Origin of the sequence: Aquirufa esocilacus, from assembly GCF_042715595.1 — a bacterium.
GTDB lineage: Bacteria > Bacteroidota > Bacteroidia > Cytophagales > Spirosomataceae > Aquirufa > Aquirufa esocilacus.
Genome location: NZ_JBBKXX010000003.1, coordinates 595,239 through 612,449 on the forward strand (window position 1 = coordinate 595,239; position 17,211 = coordinate 612,449).

10 protein-coding genes and 1 riboswitch are annotated in these 17,211 nt (G+C 43.3%); of the genes, 6 read left to right on the forward strand and 4 right to left on the reverse strand.

From position 1 onward, the window contains the following. Positions 1-6 precede the first annotated feature (6 nt). Positions 7-1,869: an ABC-F family ATP-binding cassette domain-containing protein gene (locus SKC37_RS11255; protein ID WP_377981561.1), complete on the forward strand. Its 1,863-nt coding sequence runs from the start codon at positions 7-9 to the stop codon at positions 1,867-1,869. 47 nt (positions 1,870-1,916) lie between these two features. Here the strand turns inward: SKC37_RS11255 and SKC37_RS11260 are convergent, their stop codons facing one another. Continuing rightward, positions 1,917-5,285 carry a ThuA domain-containing protein gene (locus tag SKC37_RS11260; RefSeq protein ID WP_377981562.1) on the reverse strand — a complete coding sequence of 1,123 codons (3,369 nt, stop codon included), beginning with the start codon at positions 5,283-5,285 and terminating at the stop codon, positions 1,917-1,919. Between the two features lie 85 nt (positions 5,286-5,370). Between SKC37_RS11260 and SKC37_RS11265 the strand changes: the two genes are divergently transcribed. Further along, positions 5,371-6,207: a dienelactone hydrolase family protein gene (locus SKC37_RS11265; protein ID WP_377981563.1), complete on the forward strand. Its 837-nt coding sequence runs from the start codon at positions 5,371-5,373 to the stop codon at positions 6,205-6,207. 123 nt (positions 6,208-6,330) lie between these two features. Here the strand turns inward: SKC37_RS11265 and SKC37_RS11270 are convergent, their stop codons facing one another. Then, on the reverse strand, positions 6,331-7,125 hold the full coding sequence (locus tag SKC37_RS11270) for a phytanoyl-CoA dioxygenase family protein (protein WP_377981564.1): 795 nt from the start codon (positions 7,123-7,125) through the stop codon (positions 6,331-6,333). A gap of 114 nt (positions 7,126-7,239) precedes the next feature. On the opposite strand from SKC37_RS11270, the gene SKC37_RS11275 reads away from it, so the two are divergent. Further along, the gene (locus SKC37_RS11275) at positions 7,240-8,109 is read left to right on the forward strand and encodes an AraC family transcriptional regulator (protein ID WP_377981565.1); all 870 of its coding nucleotides are present in this window, start codon (positions 7,240-7,242) and stop codon (positions 8,107-8,109) included. Here the strand turns inward: SKC37_RS11275 and SKC37_RS11280 are convergent. Next, positions 8,106-9,164, reverse strand: coding sequence for a TerC/Alx family metal homeostasis membrane protein (locus SKC37_RS11280; protein WP_377981622.1), 1,059 nt, complete (start codon positions 9,162-9,164; stop codon positions 8,106-8,108). The two genes, SKC37_RS11275 and SKC37_RS11280, sit on opposite strands and share 4 nt — an antisense overlap. 53 nt (positions 9,165-9,217) lie before the next feature. On the opposite strand from SKC37_RS11280, the gene SKC37_RS11285 reads away from it, so the two are divergent. Continuing rightward, positions 9,218-9,955, forward strand: coding sequence for a glycosyltransferase family 2 protein (locus SKC37_RS11285; RefSeq protein ID WP_377981566.1), 738 nt, complete (start codon positions 9,218-9,220; stop codon positions 9,953-9,955). 37 nt (positions 9,956-9,992) lie between these two features. On the opposite strand, the gene SKC37_RS11290 is transcribed toward SKC37_RS11285, so the two are convergent. Then, on the reverse strand, positions 9,993-12,362 hold the full coding sequence (locus tag SKC37_RS11290; protein WP_377981567.1) for a TonB-dependent receptor: 2,370 nt from the start codon (positions 12,360-12,362) through the stop codon (positions 9,993-9,995). Between the two features lie 94 nt (positions 12,363-12,456). Further along, positions 12,457-12,551: riboswitch (TPP riboswitch) on the reverse strand. 67 nt (positions 12,552-12,618) lie between these two features. Between SKC37_RS11290 and mfd the strand changes: the two genes are divergently transcribed. Continuing rightward, positions 12,619-15,963, forward strand: coding sequence for a transcription-repair coupling factor (gene mfd, locus SKC37_RS11295; protein ID WP_377981568.1), 3,345 nt, complete (start codon positions 12,619-12,621; stop codon positions 15,961-15,963). A 41-nt stretch (positions 15,964-16,004) separates the two neighbouring features. Beyond that, positions 16,005-17,204, forward strand: a complete 1,200-nt coding sequence (gldJ, locus tag SKC37_RS11300; protein ID WP_377981569.1) for a gliding motility lipoprotein GldJ — start codon at positions 16,005-16,007, stop codon at positions 17,202-17,204. The last annotated feature ends 7 nt before the right edge of the window (positions 17,205-17,211 follow it).

Genomic DNA, 17,211 nt, shown 5'->3' on the forward strand with positions numbered 1-17,211 from the left:
AAACGAATGAATTATTTATCGGCGGAGAATATATCACGCAACCTAGGCGAAAGATGGGTGTTTAAGGGACTATTTTTTGGCCTACAAAAAGGCGAAAAAGTGGCCCTCATTGGGAAAAATGGCACGGGAAAAACCACCTTGATGGAATCCCTCATGGGGATGCAAACGCCAGATGAGGGAAAGATTTCGATCCGCAAAGGAATTCGTGTAGGCTACCTACCACAGAATCCCATTTTTGCCGAAAACGAACAAGTGCTTAATTATTTGTTTTCAGATGACTTACCCAGTGCTGTAGCTATCAAATCCTACGAGAAAGCCATGCTTTCCGGCGATTCTAAAGAACTGGAGGATGCTTTTGCCTTAATGGAAGCCCATAATGCGTGGGATTACGAGGCGCGTGCAAAACAAATCATCAGCCGCTTAGGTATTCCTGATGGCGATCAAAAAGTTTCTACCTTATCTGGGGGCCAAAAGAAGCGTCTTTCCCTCGCTAAACTACTCATCGAAAGCCCAGATATCATGATTCTGGATGAACCGACTAACCATTTGGACATCGAAACCATCGAATGGTTAGAGGGAATTATGTCAGGGCCTAACGTTACCGTATTAGTCGTCTCTCACGACCGCTATTTCCTTGACAAAGTCTGCAATAAGATGATGGAATTAGCCGACGGCTCCATCTATACTTACGAGGGCAATTATGCCTACTTCTTAGAGAAAAAAGCCGAGCGTGAAGCATCTGATGCCAGCAGCATTTCTAAGGCAAAAAACCTCTATCGAAAAGAGCTTGAGTGGATGCGAAAGCAACCCAAAGCGCGCGGAACAAAGTCCCAATCCCGCATCGATGCTTTCTATGAAACAGAAGAAAAAGCAAACAAAAAACTAGACGACAGCAAACTGGAACTAAACATCCAAATGTCTCGCCTAGGCAATAAGATCATCGAAATCAACCACTTGAAAAAGGCCTGGGGAGACAAAAAGATCATCAACGATTTCACATACACTTTTAAGAAGAAAGACCGAATCGGCATCGTAGGAAAGAACGGCGCAGGCAAAACTACGTTCTTACAACTCTTAACCGGATTAGAACAGCCGGATTCAGGTACCATCGATCCAGGCGAAACATTAGTCGTAGGCTATTATACCCAAATTCCTTTCGATTTTCGCCCAGAACAACGTGTCATCGATACGATCACCGAGATTGCAGAAGTAATCCCCTATGGTAAGAACGAATCGCTGACACCAAGTCAATTTTTGAGCAAATTCCTCTTCCCTACCGCCCAACAGTATACGCCTGTGGAGAAGCTTTCTGGTGGAGAGAAGAAGCGTTTGCAATTAATGCGTGTGCTGGTAAAAAATCCAAATTTCTTAATTCTGGATGAGCCGACAAATGATTTGGACTTAGACACCTTACAACTATTAGAAGACTTCCTAAGCGAGTTCCAAGGATGCCTACTTTTAGTTTCCCATGATCGTTATTTCATGGACAACTTGGTAGATCAATTGATCTTAGTTGAGGGCGAAGGTGAAGTGAACTTCTTTAACGGAAACTACACGGATTACCGCACCGCCTTAGAAAACAAAGAGGATGAACCTGCTGCGAAGCAAAGTCCAGTAAAAGCTCCGTCGACATCGGCCCCAGTTGCGCCTAAAGGCCCTAAACTTAGCTTCAAGGAACAAAAGGAGTTCGAGGAACTTGAAAAAGAAATGGCGGATTTAGATATCGAAAAAGATTCTTTCGTTGAAAAACTCAACCAAGGCTCAGACGACTTTCAATTGTTAACCGATTGGGCAAAAGCCATCGAGGAGATTAAGAATAAGCTGGAAGAGAAAGAGCTGAGGTGGCTGGAGTTATCAGAGAGAGTATAAAAAAAGCCCCGATCGCTCGGGGCTTTTTCCGTTTAAATACTTCCTGATTAATTCTGGAAGTTCAGATTCATCAACGCATATAGCGCTCCCTCTTTCACTTTGTCATTCACAAATACCAAGTAGATATCGTGAACGCCGGGAGTATTCAGAGGGAAATTGTATGCTTTCGTAGCATTTACTTCCACAGAACCCAATAATGGACCTGTAACGCTACCTGTTCTAAGTTCTAATTGACCTCCTACCGTTTGACCCGCCATATAGGTAGCCATAACCGAAAGGTTCTTGATGCCCGTTAAGTCGATCGCATCGTAACGCGCATATCCACCAGCACCCGTTGCCACTAAGATTTCACCGATTCCGTCCACTTTGAACTTCATCGTTTTAGCTGTTGCATCAGCACTGACAGCTGGGAACTTCGCATCGCGTAAAGTCACGACTTTAGAACCCGTTACTGGCGCAATTTTACCCGCTCCTTTGTCTGTGTACATAGCACGGAAGATAAACGTTCCTGGCTTTCCTTTATCTTGTGGTACATATTGTCCAGCCACTGGCTTAGATGCTTTCTTTTTGTCTGCTAAACCTAAGATGTATTTCACCATCTCACGTGCATCCGCTACTGAAACCTGTGGGTGAGCTGCCATCGCATTCTCTCCCCAAACACCACCACCACCAGCAATGATCTTCTTCGATAATTCATCAATGTTTTGTGAGCTCGCACGGTATTTCTTGCTTACATCTGTGTAAGATGGACCTACCGATTTCTTATCGATCGCATGACATGTCTTGCAATCAGATAAATCGATCAAACGCTTACCTGTAGAGAATGAGGTATTCGCTTGATGACCTTGAGCGATCACAGTCTTGTCAAATCCTTCTAAATAATCGATTTGCATAATCACATCGTCTTCTGCAATTTTCTTATTCGCTAAGCTTCCATCCTCTTTATCCTGAACCGAAACCTTATAAGTTACCGGCTTATCATTCCAATAGAATGACTTATTACCATCAATAGTCACATCTACTGCTGGAACTTCATTGCCGGCTGTAATTTTGATCACTTCCGTATTTGAATTACCGGCCGCATCTTTCACTGTCAATTTCACATTGTACACCCCTGCTTTTGCAAATACGTGTGTAGGATTAGCCGCAGAGCTTGTTCCTCCATCACCAAAATTCCACGCATATTTAATGGCATCACCATCAAAATCAACCGTTCCCTCCGAAGAGAATTTAGCTTTCAAAGGTAAAGCACCTACCGCTTTATCTACAGCCACTTTCACTTTAGGTGTTCTGTTACCCGCATTATATTCAATCTTATATAGCGCAGCTTCTTCACTAGCGGCAAACCAGTTAGGACCATATTCTAAACCATACATCGTACCGTTTTTATCAAACTCTAAATCCATCGGATGAGAGAACGTCGTGTTAGGCAAGAAGCGTTCCATTTGAACAAAATCACCTTTCGCATTCATCGAAACGGTGTAGATCATATCGCGTGACCAATCGTATGCGAAGAATTTACCGTCATAATAAGCCGGGAATTTCGTCTTCGATGTAGCTGGAAAATCATCACGGTAATAAATTGGACCAGCCATGGCGTTACGAGAACCTTTGGAAATAACTGGACCAAATTCTGGTGAATCTACATAAGGATAGTAGATGAACGCTTTTTGAGCCGCTGGCAAGTGTGAGAATCCGGTGTTGTGAGGAGAGTTATTGATAGGCGCTTTGGGATTATACGTAGCCCAAGTGCTATCCTTCGCAAAATCACGTTGGTTGTAGGGACGGTTATCCGCTACAAATAATGGCCAACCGAAATAACCTGCCTGACGTGCTTGATTCACTTCATCGTGTCCTCGTGGGCCATATTTCTTCGAATCTTCACCCGCATCTGGTCCTACTTCACCCCAATACAAGAAACCTGTGCGCTTATCCACCGAAATACGGTAAGGATTACGGTTACCCATCACATAGATTTCTGGTTTTGCGTGGTAGATACCCGCTGGGAATAAATTACCTTCTGGAATCGTATAACCTCCTTCTGGAGTGGGTTTAATACGTAAAATTTTTCCTCTTAAATCATTCGTGTTAGAAGAAGTAGCACGCGCATCCCAGCCCGCACGACCGGGGCGATTGTCCATCGGACCATAGCCGTTAGAATCAAATGGATTCGTGTCATCGCCTGTAGATAAGAACAAGTTACCTGATTTGTCCCAAGCGATTGAACCACCCGTATGGCAACATCCATCACGCTTAACTGGCACCTTTAAAAGTACTTTTTCAGAACTCATGATCAACGTATCTTTCACATCATCATAGGTAAAACGAGAAAGGTGTTGCGCGGTATCCGCTTTTCCTGTTTGAGGAGAATAAAACAAATACAACCAGTGATTCTTATTGTAATCTGGATCAATATTTACACCCATTAAACCATATTCGAATTTAGAGAATACGTCCAAATCAGCAACGACTTTCGTCTTTCCCTTTTTAGGATCATACATTTTTAATTTACCCTTACGCTCTCCGAAAAATATTTTTCCGCCATCTGTCACCGCTAATTCCGTAGGTTCGTCCAAATTGCGATCTAAGACCACTTTATTAAAACGATTCTCCTCTGGAGGTAACTCTGAGCGTAATTTCTTCGTGTAATCTTGAGGACGTCCTGACGCTAACCATTGTAAGGCACCCCAAAGGTGTTGCACCACAATCGGCTCTTCGAATGATTCATGTGTATGTCCCCAGTTCGTATAAAATGCACGGCCACCGTCGAATTCGTGGTACCAAGCCATTGGGTGGAATTCACCCATTTTACCGTCTGTATATGATTTCTCATCTAAGGTAATTAACACGTGAACGTCTTTGTTAAAGTTCTTTGTGTCATAAAATTCATCCGTACGATCAAACGTTTCAGGCATGTGCGCCGTCGAAATGTGTGTGCGATCTACTGCGGTAAATTTTCCTTTTTGTACATTCGGACGACCAGGGTGAGAAGCAAATTGGCCACCGGCTAATTTTGTATACCACGCCCAATCGTATTCTGTATCTGTTGCCGCATGAATACCTAAATAGGCGCCACCAGCTTGAATGTAGCGCTCAAAAGCGATTTGCTGCACATCGTTTAATACGTTAGAAGTCGTGTTTAAGAACACCACCACGCGGTATTGTTTCAAATTTTTCTCTGTGAAGTTCGCTGCGTTTTCTGTTGTATCGACTGAAAAGCCTTTCTCTTTGGCCATCTTAAACAAGGCAACTTGACCTGGTTTAATCGAGGAATGGCGGAAGCCTTTTGTCAAAGAGAAAACTAAGATTTTCTTGCCTGCTAATGGATTAGCCGCCTGTGCAAATACAGAAAGCGTAGAAACCAATAAGGCAAAAATGAGGGTGATTCGGAGGATTCCGAACGAGGAATTTTTCATGTTTAAAATAAATAGGTTTGGGACAAAGTTAGGGCAAAACAGAAATTTTCGGCTACATTTAAGAAAAAATTTCTCAAATCAAGCTATGAAAAAATTTATCGCAACCTTGGCACTCATTTTTGCCTCGTTTTTCGCCTTTTCTCAGGTCTCTTGCTGCTTCGTAAAGAAGGATGGAATGCAGCTTTTGGCATCTAATAAAACATTCATCAAATCCCACGCACTGCCCAAACCTTATCACCATGTGAGTAAAGCAGGTGGCGTGATGGTCGAATTCAAGACTCCGGATGACCAGATGGCCAAGGGTTTCTACATTCCCGCTGAGAAACCGACCGAATATACCCTCCTTGTTTTCCAAGAATGGTGGGGATTAAACGACCACATCAAAAGAGAAGCAGAACATTTCTACAGCACTTTAGGCAACGTAAATGTCTTAGCGGTGGATATGTATGACGGAAAAGTGGCTACCACCCGCGAAGACGCGGCTAAATATATGGGCGGTGCTAATCCAGCGCGCTTAGAAGCGATCATCAAAGGTGCCATTGCTTTCGCTGGACCGAAAGCGAAGATTGCGACAGTGGGCTGGTGTTTTGGTGGAATGTTATCCTTAAAAGCATCGATCATAGCGGGCAAACAAGGTACAGCTTGTGTGATGTACTATGGAATGCCGGTAAAAGAAGTGGATCAATTGCGTTTATTAAATACAGATGTTTTAGGTCTTTTCGCGGGTAAAGAACAATGGATTAACCCTACCGTGGTAAAAGAATTTGAAGCGAATATGAAGACGGCCGGAAAAGGAATTCAAACGAAAATATTTGATGCTGAACATGCCTTTGCCAATCCATCTAACCCCGCTTATAATAAAGCCGCTACTGAAGAGGCTTGGGGAATGGCGATCAATTACTTCAAAGCTAGATTAAAATAATGCGCTATTTACTACTCCTCTTGTTCGTTTCCATGTTAGCTAGCTCATGCGCAAGCCGTCGCTACCAGGCAAAACCCTACAAGAAAAAATGGTCCTTATTTAAGAAAAATGCCTGCGACTGTCCTAATCTCCGATAAGGGGATTTAGGGCGGAAGCTGCGGGCGATCCAGGTGCCAAACCTTTTAGCCAACGCTGGCGATCTGCCTCTTGGTTCGGATTTTGTGGCTCCATTACCCGAGCCTCCGCATCCATATAAATAATCGTCATTACCTCTCTCATCTTAGTTGATTCATTACCTGGCGCATTATGCAACGTCCAGCCTAAATGAAACGTGGCATCACCTGCTTTCATGGATTTTTGGGCCACAATTTCATAGCCCTGTTTGGCCACATAGTCACCTATTAAAGCTTCAGATGCATCGGAAATCTCCAGCTTAGGTAGATCCGCACCGGATGATTTCGAGGCAAACGTAAGCATACCCATCCCCTCTTCGATATCCACCAAAGGCATCCACATCGTCACCGTTTTAGGGGTATCCAATGGCCAATAATATTGATCCTGATGCCAAGGGGTGTGACCACCGCCGGGTTCTTTGAACAAAGCTTGATCATGGTACAATCGGACATTATTAACCCCTAATAATTGAGCTGCGACTGAAGCGAAGCGTTTAGCTAAGGTGAATTCTTTCACCGTTTGCGAACTTTCCCACAAATTCATCATCTGCAGAAACGCCTTACCATAGGTATCTCGCTCCTCCATCGGCTTTTGCTGCGACCTAAAATCATCCGCCCACTCCAAAATCGCCTGACGATAAGGCTGTAATTCTTCAGCTGAGATTAATCCAGGAATATAAGCGTGTCCATTCGTGGCAAAATAGGTTCTTTGCTCCGGCGAAAGGGGAAAGGGTTGGTTTAACATCTTTTTTCTTGCAAAGATTTCGAAAAATATTTTGGTCGGCTACCTCAATTTTGGCCAAAAAAGATGCAATTTTACCTTTATACGAATATCAAACCCCCGAAAGGCTAAAATTAAATGAAAGCACAACGCGAACACCTCACCTCTGGATTTCAAATCAAACACGTGAAACAGGCTCGTTTTGACGCACCCTATCATTTCCATCCCGAGCTTGAATTAACACTAATTATAGCTGGAGAAGGAAAACGCTTTATTGGAAATCAAATCACCGATTTTAGGCCTGGCGATCTCGTTTTACTGGGAGAAAACCTGCCTCATTGCTGGCAGAACCACCGAAAAGATTGGCTACTAGAAGATCCTGCACTAGATGGGGCACAAGCCTTAGTGATTCATTTTAGAAAGGATTTTTTAGGGGAAGAATTTTTATCAAATGAGGCCTGCACTGGACTGAAAAATCTATTCGAGAAAGCAAAAACAGGATTCTCCATCGTGGGTCCCACACAAGATAAAATTGCACGGGACATGTTAGCCTTGAGTGAAATGGCACCGTTTCCTCGACTTTTGGCATTTTTGCAAATTCTACACACCATCGGAATCTCCACCGCTGACGTGCAGGCAATTGATACGACTGAGGGTAATTATGCCATTGCCGAGGGGGATTTGGAGCGGATCAATCGAGTTTATGCCTATGTCATTGCGAATTACACGCAAGAAGTGCATTTGGATGAGGTAGCTCATTTAGCGAATATGACGGAAACAGCTTTCTGTCGGTATTTCAAGAAAGTGACGAACAAAACGTTTGTGGAATTGGTGACGGAATTTCGGGTAAAACATGCCTGCACCTTATTGCGCACAACGAATAAACCGATGATTGAAGTGTGCTTTGAGAGCGGTTTTGGCAACATTTCCCACTTTAATAAGCAATTCAAAGCCTGGATGAAAACACCCCCATTACAATACCGAAAGCTGGTGAATGAATGGCATTAAGCCTTTTTCTTTTCTGGAAAAATCACGCTTAACAAAATACTGATAGTCAAGATACCGATGATTACGGCTAAAGAAGAAAGTGTACCAAAACCCCATTCTTCTAGCTTCGAATGTGCTAACATCTTAGCTCCCACGAAGCTCAATAACACGCCCAAGCCCATCGGTAAGAAACGGAACAAGCCCATTAGGCTTGAAAGGAAAAAGAACAACGAACGAAGCCCCATCACGGCAAAAACATTCGAAAAGAAGACGATATAGGGATCTTTTGAGATGGAGAAAATGGCCGGAATAGAATCGACTGCGAATAAAATATCGGTAAAGGCAATAACCACCACCACGATAAAAATAGGCGTAATAAAGATTTTACCCGTGTTCTTCATCCGTACAAAAAAGTGACCAATCACATTTCTTTTGTACACATTGAAGAACTTAGATAATAAACGAACAACCGGATGATTCGCCGTATCAATTTCCTCGTCCTCGTGCTTTGTAAACAAAATCTTCACCCCCGTATAGACCAAGAATGCCCCGAAAACGTAAATAATCCAATCGAATTTCTGTAATAAGGCAGCCCCTAAAAAGATAAAAATCAAGCGTAAAACAATCGCGCCTAAGATCCCCCAAACAAGTATTTTCTTATAATAACGTTTTTGGACCCCGAAAGAATTAAAGATCAAAATGAACACAAAAACATTATCCGCTGACAAAGAATATTCGACTAAATAGCCCGTGATAAACTCTAAGGAAAGATTATTCTGAAAAGTGGCTAAGGCTTCCAAGTACGAACCAGACCCTAAATCAATATGTGCCGCATAGGCCTGTTGCACAGCTTTTAAACTTGCCATATCGGTAATTCCGTGAACCATCGCCCCGTTATACCCTAAGAAAATATAGAAAACAATCGCTAATAAAACCCACATTCCTGTCCAGAAACCCGCTTCCTTAAACGTCACTTCGGCCGCCGTTTCTTTTTTAAAAATACCTAAGTCAATTAGCATCACTGCCATCACACCCACTGAAAAAAGAAGAAAAAATAGCGTTTCGCTCATAAATATTTAATTTTACACTTTGGCCGCACAAAGGTCGCAAAAATAGCTTAGAAATAATTATGTACGAAGGTAAAAAGGTCATCGTCGTTATGCCCGCTTACAAGGCCGCGCTAACCCTAGAAAAAACATACCACGAAATTCCCCATGATTGGGTAGACGAAGTGATTTTAGTGGATGATCACAGCCCGGACAATACCGTAGAAGTAGCTAAAGCCGTAGGAATTCAACACGTCATTCGACACGATAAAAACTTGGGTTACGGGGGGAATCAAAAGACTTGTTATACCAAAGCTTTAGAACTAGGCGGTGATATCGTCATTATGCTTCACCCGGATTACCAATACACGCCCATGTTGTTAAAAGCGATGATTTCGATCATCGGGAATGGCTTGTATCCGGTGGTTTTCGCCTCACGTATCTTAGGAAAAGGAGCCCTAAAGGGCGGTATGCCGATTTACAAATACATCGCGAATCGCCTGTTAACCTTGTTTCAGAACATACTGATCGACCAAAAGCTTTCTGAATACCACACGGGATACCGGGCGTTTTCGAAAGAAGCTTTGGAAGCCGTGAAATTCACGAAATGCGACGATGATTTCATCTTCGATAACCAAATGGTCTTACAACTTTTTTGGAAAGGTTTCGAGGTAGGTGAAGTGACTTGCCCTACGAAGTATTTTGACGAAGCCTCATCGATTAATTTTAAACGCAGTTCTATCTATGGTTTAGGGGTTCTTTGGTATTCTGTCCGTTACCGCCTCGCGAAATGGGGATGGAAATGGGATTTAATGAACTAAAAAAAGCCTCAGATTTTACGGTCTGAGGCTTTTTCGTTTAGAATCGAATACTTGCTCCCAGCAAGAAATTAAATCCGGCTTGCGGATAATAGAAATTCTCGGTCGTCGTGGCTCCCGCATATCGGTACGAGTACGTGTACCCATTCGAAGAGTATAGCTCGTTCAATACATTGTTCATTAACAGCGTAAAAGCCGGGCCTTTCTTCATCGTGTATTTCAAGCGAATGTCTTGTGTCGTGTAGGCTTTTAAGGAGCGGCCTTCATTCGATGTATTGTCCAAGTATTGTTTCCCCACATATTTGCTCAACAAACTCGCTTCGAAAGCGCCTACCATATAGGTCAGCGTATTTCCTGCAATAAGAGATGGAGAATAGGCGATATCCGTATTTTTGTGTAGTATGACTGGCAAATCATAGGTATCATAATCGACAATTTCCTCTTTGAACTGGCGGATGCGGTTTTGGCTTAGCGTCACATTCCCATTCCAAAGCAAACGCTTCGAGATTTGATAATTCAAGGAAGCCTCTACCCCCAAGCGATAACTTTCATCGACGTTCTTCCGGATCGCATCCCCTGTGGAATTGACCGCTCCCGTCAAAACGAGCTGATCTTGGTAATTCATCCAATAGCCATTCAGTTGAAATGCATATTTTGTACCAGAACGCTGGTAACCTAGTTCATAGTCTTGCAAATATTCTGCGCGAGGTGCTGCTCCTGGATTGTCCACAAAATCTTGGCGACTCGGCTCCTTACTTCCAGCAGAAACAGAGGCATACAGTTTAGATTGTTCTGAAATTTGATGTGTTAGGCCAAATTTGGGATTAAAGAATGAATACGTGTTGTCTGAATCTAAAGCCAAAAACTTATCAGCCGTCCCCTGCATCCGGTAACCCACCGTACGGTACTGCAAATCCACATAGGCATTCCAGTGATCGGATAAAACCACATTCGTCTTTGCATACAAGGTTAAATCCGTTTTTTGTGAGCGACTGCGGTACCATTCCACTCCTGGCAATGGATCTACTAACACCCCAAAATGACGCCCAATGTAGCGATTCCAGGCTCCCCCAAAAGTAAACTTGAACTTTTGAGAACCTGTATAATGTAAGGCAAAAGTCGAGCCATAGAAATCATTATCTAACCATTTACGGCGAATAACATCTGCTGCTACAATAGAAGTCACTCCATAATTCAACATCGCCGCATCGGGCTTAAACTCCTCGTAATACCCCCGGCCATAGGTATAGTGCGCATTCAAATCTAAGTTCCAAACCTCCGACAACCGGTGATTCGTCATTAATTGGTAGTGATCTTGGGCATAATTATCCGTCTGATTATCGTAGGTATAATAATTATAGGTACGGCCACTATTCAACAAATTATCAGCCTCCGCAGCGGAAAGATAATTTCGATCAATGTAGGCCTGCATTTCAGAAACTGATCCATTGATCCTACTTTCAGGTGTTCCATACCAAGATTGATACGTCTTTTCTTTCCCGGTGAAGTAGTTCAAACGGATGAAACTTTTAGCACCATAATAACCCGCAGAGAAATAAGCAGACAACAAATTAGAAGAAGATCGGTCGATAAAACCATCCGAAACAATGCGAGACAATCGACCATCAATCGTAAATTTTCCACCTAACAAACCTGAACCGGCTTTAATTGTCGTTTTTAGTGTTCCAAAAGATCCACCTGAAGCATTCACTTCGCCATAAGCTTTAGGCTCAAACGAATTCGTTTGCATATTTACTGACCCTCCAAAAGCTCCCGCGCCGTTTGTTGACGTTCCCACGCCGCGTTGGATTTGGACTGAATTCACCGAACTCGCAAAGTCGGGCATATTCACCCAAAAAGTACCCTGCGATTCCGAGTCATTTATCGGAATACCATTCACGGTCACATTCACACGGGTTGCATCGGAACCACGAATACGGATACCCGTGTAACCCACGCTCGCTCCTGCATCTGACGTAGTAACAACTGAAGGCGTGAAATTGAGTAATTGAGGCATATCCTGGCCTAGATTACTTTTCCCTAATTCGGCAGCCGATACATTCGAATAGGCCATCGCTGAATTTTCATCCGCCCGAGTCGCTCGAACCACGACTTCATCTTGTAAGAAATTGGATTTTTTCAGCGCGATTTGGCTGGCTTTATCGGCAGCAATTTCTAGTGGATCATAGCCCACAAATCTAACAGTGAGAATCGCATCTTTAGCGACGGTTAGATGGAATTGACCTTTCGCATCCGTCACGTTTCCTTTCTGGCTTCCTTTCACAGTCACAGAAGCACCCCATAAAGGAGCTTTCGTTTCTTGATCGAAGACGATTCCTTGGATTTTTTGAGCCCAAAGAACTTGCACACATAAAATAAGCGTAATAATAAGCGTTGTTGCCTTTTTCATTTTTTTGAATTTTAGCAACAGGTAAAGGAGCCAAATCCTGTTATGATTTAACTTTTTAACCCTTACATTGACGATTTTTTCTGAGTTTTCAGCGCTAAAAACTCGACAAAATCCCTTCGACGGCACTACCCGCATCAGGTTCAATGGGTATAATCTCAGCCTTTTTTAGGGGCACCCCTTTTTGTAGATGCACAAAGATACAAAATTTCCTACCTTTGCAAGCCCTACGTAAATTTTGTAGGGAATTTTTGCACGTATGATCGTCAAAGAATTTCTCAGTATCTACCAGAGCGACGGAATTGTCCAAAGCATTTCTGACAAGATAACTACGTCCAAACCGGGCGAATCCCTCCACCTAAAAGGCCTCTGCGGTTCACTTGACACAGTTTTGATGTCTGCTTTCCTAAAAGAAAAGCAACCATTCCTCATCATTTGTGATGAAAAGGAAGAGGCGCAATACGTCTATAATGACCTGCAGGCCCTCATTGGGGACACCGCAGTCATCTTATTTCCGATGTCCCACAAGAAACCCTACGAATGGGAGGAAGTGGACAATGCAAACGTGTTATTACGGGCAGAAGTACTCAATATTTTAAGTAATTATTCAGGCCAAAGTCTCGCCATCGTTTCCTACCCCGCAGCGATGACCGAAAAGGTAATTAACCGAAAGTCTTTGGTCAAAAATACCTTATCCATCCGGGTAGGTGATAAAATTGATCGCAATTTCGTGGCTGAAACGTTAAACGAATACGATTTTGAACGAACAGATTTCGTCTACGAAGCAGGCCAATATTCGGTGCGCGGAGGTATCTTAGACGTCTTTTCTTATGCGGCGGAATACCCTTACCGCCTCGATTTTTTTGGAGATGAAGTCGATAGCATTCGAACTTTTCATCCAGAAACCCAGCTTTCCATTCAATCCGTTTCTGCGATGCACCTCATCCCCGATGTGCAAACAAAATTAGTGCAAGAAACGCGGGAATCCTTTTTCACGTTCTTGCCAGAAAACACAAAAATCTGGATCAAAGACCTGAGCCTATTGAGCGATGTATTGACAGAGAATTTTGAAAAAGGGACAATGGTCTATGAGGTCAATTCGTCCTCCGATATCAATCTATTAAACAAGCCCGAAGAACGTTGGGAAACCGCAAAGACGATTAAAAAGTCGTTGCAGGGATTTGGCTGTATAGAATTTGGCAAAAGGTCTCATTTAAAAAATTCAGAAACAATTCTGTTTCCCGCGAAGAATCCTGGCGCATTCCAAAAAGATTTTGAGCGTTTAGCGACCACCCTTTTAGACAATCAAACGCACGGTTTTCACAATATTATTAGTTCCGAATCCCCGCGGCAATTAGAACGACTCGAAGTGATTTTTAATGAAATCAACACGAGTATTCAGTTCAAACCCTTGCAAATTTCACTGCGGGAGGGGTTTGTGGACGAGCAAACCAAGGTAGCTTTTTATCCGGACCACCAACTATTTGAACGCTACCACCGCTACAAGGAAAAAAATAAGTTTTCAAAGAATAAAGCATTAACCTTAAAGGAACTTAGGTCGTTGCAAGTGGGTGATTTCGTCACACACATTGATTATGGAATTGGTCGATTTGCGGGATTAAATTTGGTAGAAACCGCGAACGGAGAACAAGAGGTTATTCGCCTAATTTACCGCGACGACGACGTCTTATCCGTTTCGATTCATTCCTTACATAAAATATCTAAATATTCCGGCAAAGAGGGGGCTCCTCCCGCGATGTCCAAATTGGGTTCACCAGATTGGGACAACAAAAAATCCAGGGTAAAGAAACAGGTAAAGGATATTGCCAAAGAGCTTATATCCCTCTACGCCAAACGCAAAAATGCGCCCGGCTTCGCTTTCTCCCCAGACACTTATTTACAAGCCGAGCTGGAATCATCTTTCCTCTATGAGGATACGCCGGATCAAGCGAAAGCGACCATCGATGTGAAAGCAGACATGGAGAAACCGCATCCCATGGATCGGTTGGTGTGTGGAGACGTAGGTTTTGGAAAAACAGAAATCGCCATCCGCGCTGCTTTCAAGGCCGTAGCGGATTCGAAACAAGTGGCCGTCTTAGTGCCCACGACCGTATTAGCGATGCAGCATTACCGCACGTTTCACGATCGTTTAGCTGCATTCCCCTGCAAAGTGGAATACGTTAACCGCTTCAAATCAACCAAACAAATCAACGAAACTTTGGCCCGCGTTGCGAGTGGTGAAACCGACATTTTGATTGGAACTCACCGTCTCGTAAACAAGGATGTACATTTCAAGCAATTGGGCTTAATGATTATCGATGAAGAACAGAAGTTTGGGGTGAAAGTAAAAGATCGACTGAAAGAAATGCGCGTGGATGTAGATGTACTGACGTTGACAGCCACTCCTATTCCTAGAACACTTCATTTCTCTTTAATGGGAGCACGCGATTTGAGTATTATAGCCACGCCTCCGCCTAATCGCCAGCCGGTAGAAACAAAGTTAGTCGTCTTATCTGACGAGATCTTTCGCGATGGGGTGCGAGAAGAAATTAGTCGCGGAGGTCAAGTTTTCGTGGTGTACAACCGCATTGGAGAACTAGAAAGCATTGCGAATCGTATTTTACGCTTAGTTCCAGACGCTAAAATCGCCGTAGCCCACGGCCAAATGGAAGGTGACCAGCTCGAAAAAATCATGATGGGCTTCATCGAGGGCCATTATGATGTACTCGTGGCTACAAATATCATCGAATCGGGATTGGATATTCCAAACGCGAATACGATCTTCATATTAAATGCGAATAACTTTGGTTTATCTGACCTCCATCAAATGCGAGGTCGCGTAGGTCGATCCAATAAAAAGGCCTATTGTTATTTAGCCACGCCATCCTTAGCGAATTTAACCAGCGATGCACGTAAGCGTTTGAGTGCATTAGAGGAATTTTCCGATTTAGGAGATGGGATCAAAGTGGCGATGCGCGACTTGGATATTCGCGGTGCCGGAAACCTATTGGGAGCGGAACAAAGTGGCTTCATCAATGATTTGGGATACGATATGTACCACAAAATTCTCGATGAAGCGGTGCAAGAATTAAAAGAAAATGAGTTCCGCAAACTCTTCGAAGTCGATGTAGAACAAGTGGCAGAAATGCTCAAAGTAGATTGCACGATTGAGACGGATTTGCGAGTGTTGATTCCTGAGGAATATGTCCAAAGCATCTCCGAACGCCTCGCCCTCTACACCCGTCTAGACGAAATCGAGGACGAAGAAACGCTTGCTACCTTTATTAAGGAGATCAAAGACCGCTTTGGCGACCTACCCGTAGAGGTCAGTGATATGATAGAATTAGTCAAGTGCCGCTGGAAAGCACAGATGTTAGGAATTGAAAAAATCTTGTTGAAAAACAATAATCTGAAGTTTCACTTCGTTTCATCGGAGTCTGCTCGACCACTTGATCAAAATCTCATCATAAAGGTTATTTCTTTCGTGAACAACAAAAAGGGATTGTGCCAATTGCGGGAAAAATCAGGAAAAATGATCTTGCAAATCGACAAGGTGAGTAGTATTAAAGAATTAAATACTATTTTAGTGGATATTTTGGGGTAATTAATACCTTTGTTAATTGATTCTATTTTAACGGAACATAAATGAGTACGAAATTAAGATTAATCCTAGGCATGTTAAGTTGTGTGTTTTTGCTCACATCTTGCCCTAGTGGACTTAAAAATGGCAATCCCAATAGCCTTAAAGTGGGCAAAAAATCTACGGTAACAGGACTTGCTTACAACAGCAAAAAAGGAGGATTCCAAGTAAACAAATCCTACAAAGGACCTATCGTAGGGCCTAACTTAGTCTTTGTAGAGGGTGGTCGCGTCACGTTAGGCGGAGGAGAAGAAGATGTGATGAAGCGCAATGATAACCGTCAACGCACTGTGACGATTCAATCTTTTTACATGGATGAAACGGAGATCGCAAACTTACACTACTTAGAGTATTTAGATGCCATCAAGCGTGATTCTACGCTAAATGCCTACAATGCTGCGCTTCCTGATACGACCGTTTGGTTAGATGAATTAGCCTATAATGATCCGTATGTGACGCATTATTTCCGCCATCCTGGTTTCCGTCTGTACCCAGTGGTAGGGGTGACTTGGAAGCAAGCAAATGATTACGCGGCCTGGAGAACAGCTGTAGTTAACAAGAATGTCGCTTTCCCGAAAGGAAAACCAAGAAACCGCAAGAATCCTGTAGCAAATATGGAATCAGGTTTAATCTTACCTGAATACCGTTTGCCTACAGAAGCTGAGTGGGAATACGCTGCGAAAGCGATGATCGGGACACAGCAGGAGGATGAGAATCAAGAAAATCAACGTATTTATCCTTGGGATGGGCCCTCTATGCGCCAGCCTTTTGGTAGAACGCGTGGTCAAATGCTAGCGAATTACAAGCGTGGTCGCGGTGATTATTCTGGTCTTGCAGGCCGTTCAAATGACGGTGCCATGATTACAGCCGAAGTTTACTCTTACCCGGCGAATGATTTTGGACTTTATAATATGGCAGGTAACGTGAACGAATGGACGATGGATACCTACCGCCCGTTGACACTTGATGATGCCAATGATTTAAACCCAGCCCGTCGCTCAGAAGCACAAGATCCAGCGAATAAATACGATAAAGGAAATTCTTTGATTAACGATAATGCCAAAGTCTACAAAGGTGGCTCTTGGGCAGATGGCCCTTATTGGTTATCTCCAGGAACCCGTCGATATTTAGATAAAAACGAATCGTCTTCTACGATTGGCTTCCGTTGCGCGATGTTCGCTCCAGGAAAACCAACGAAGCGATAAGTATAAA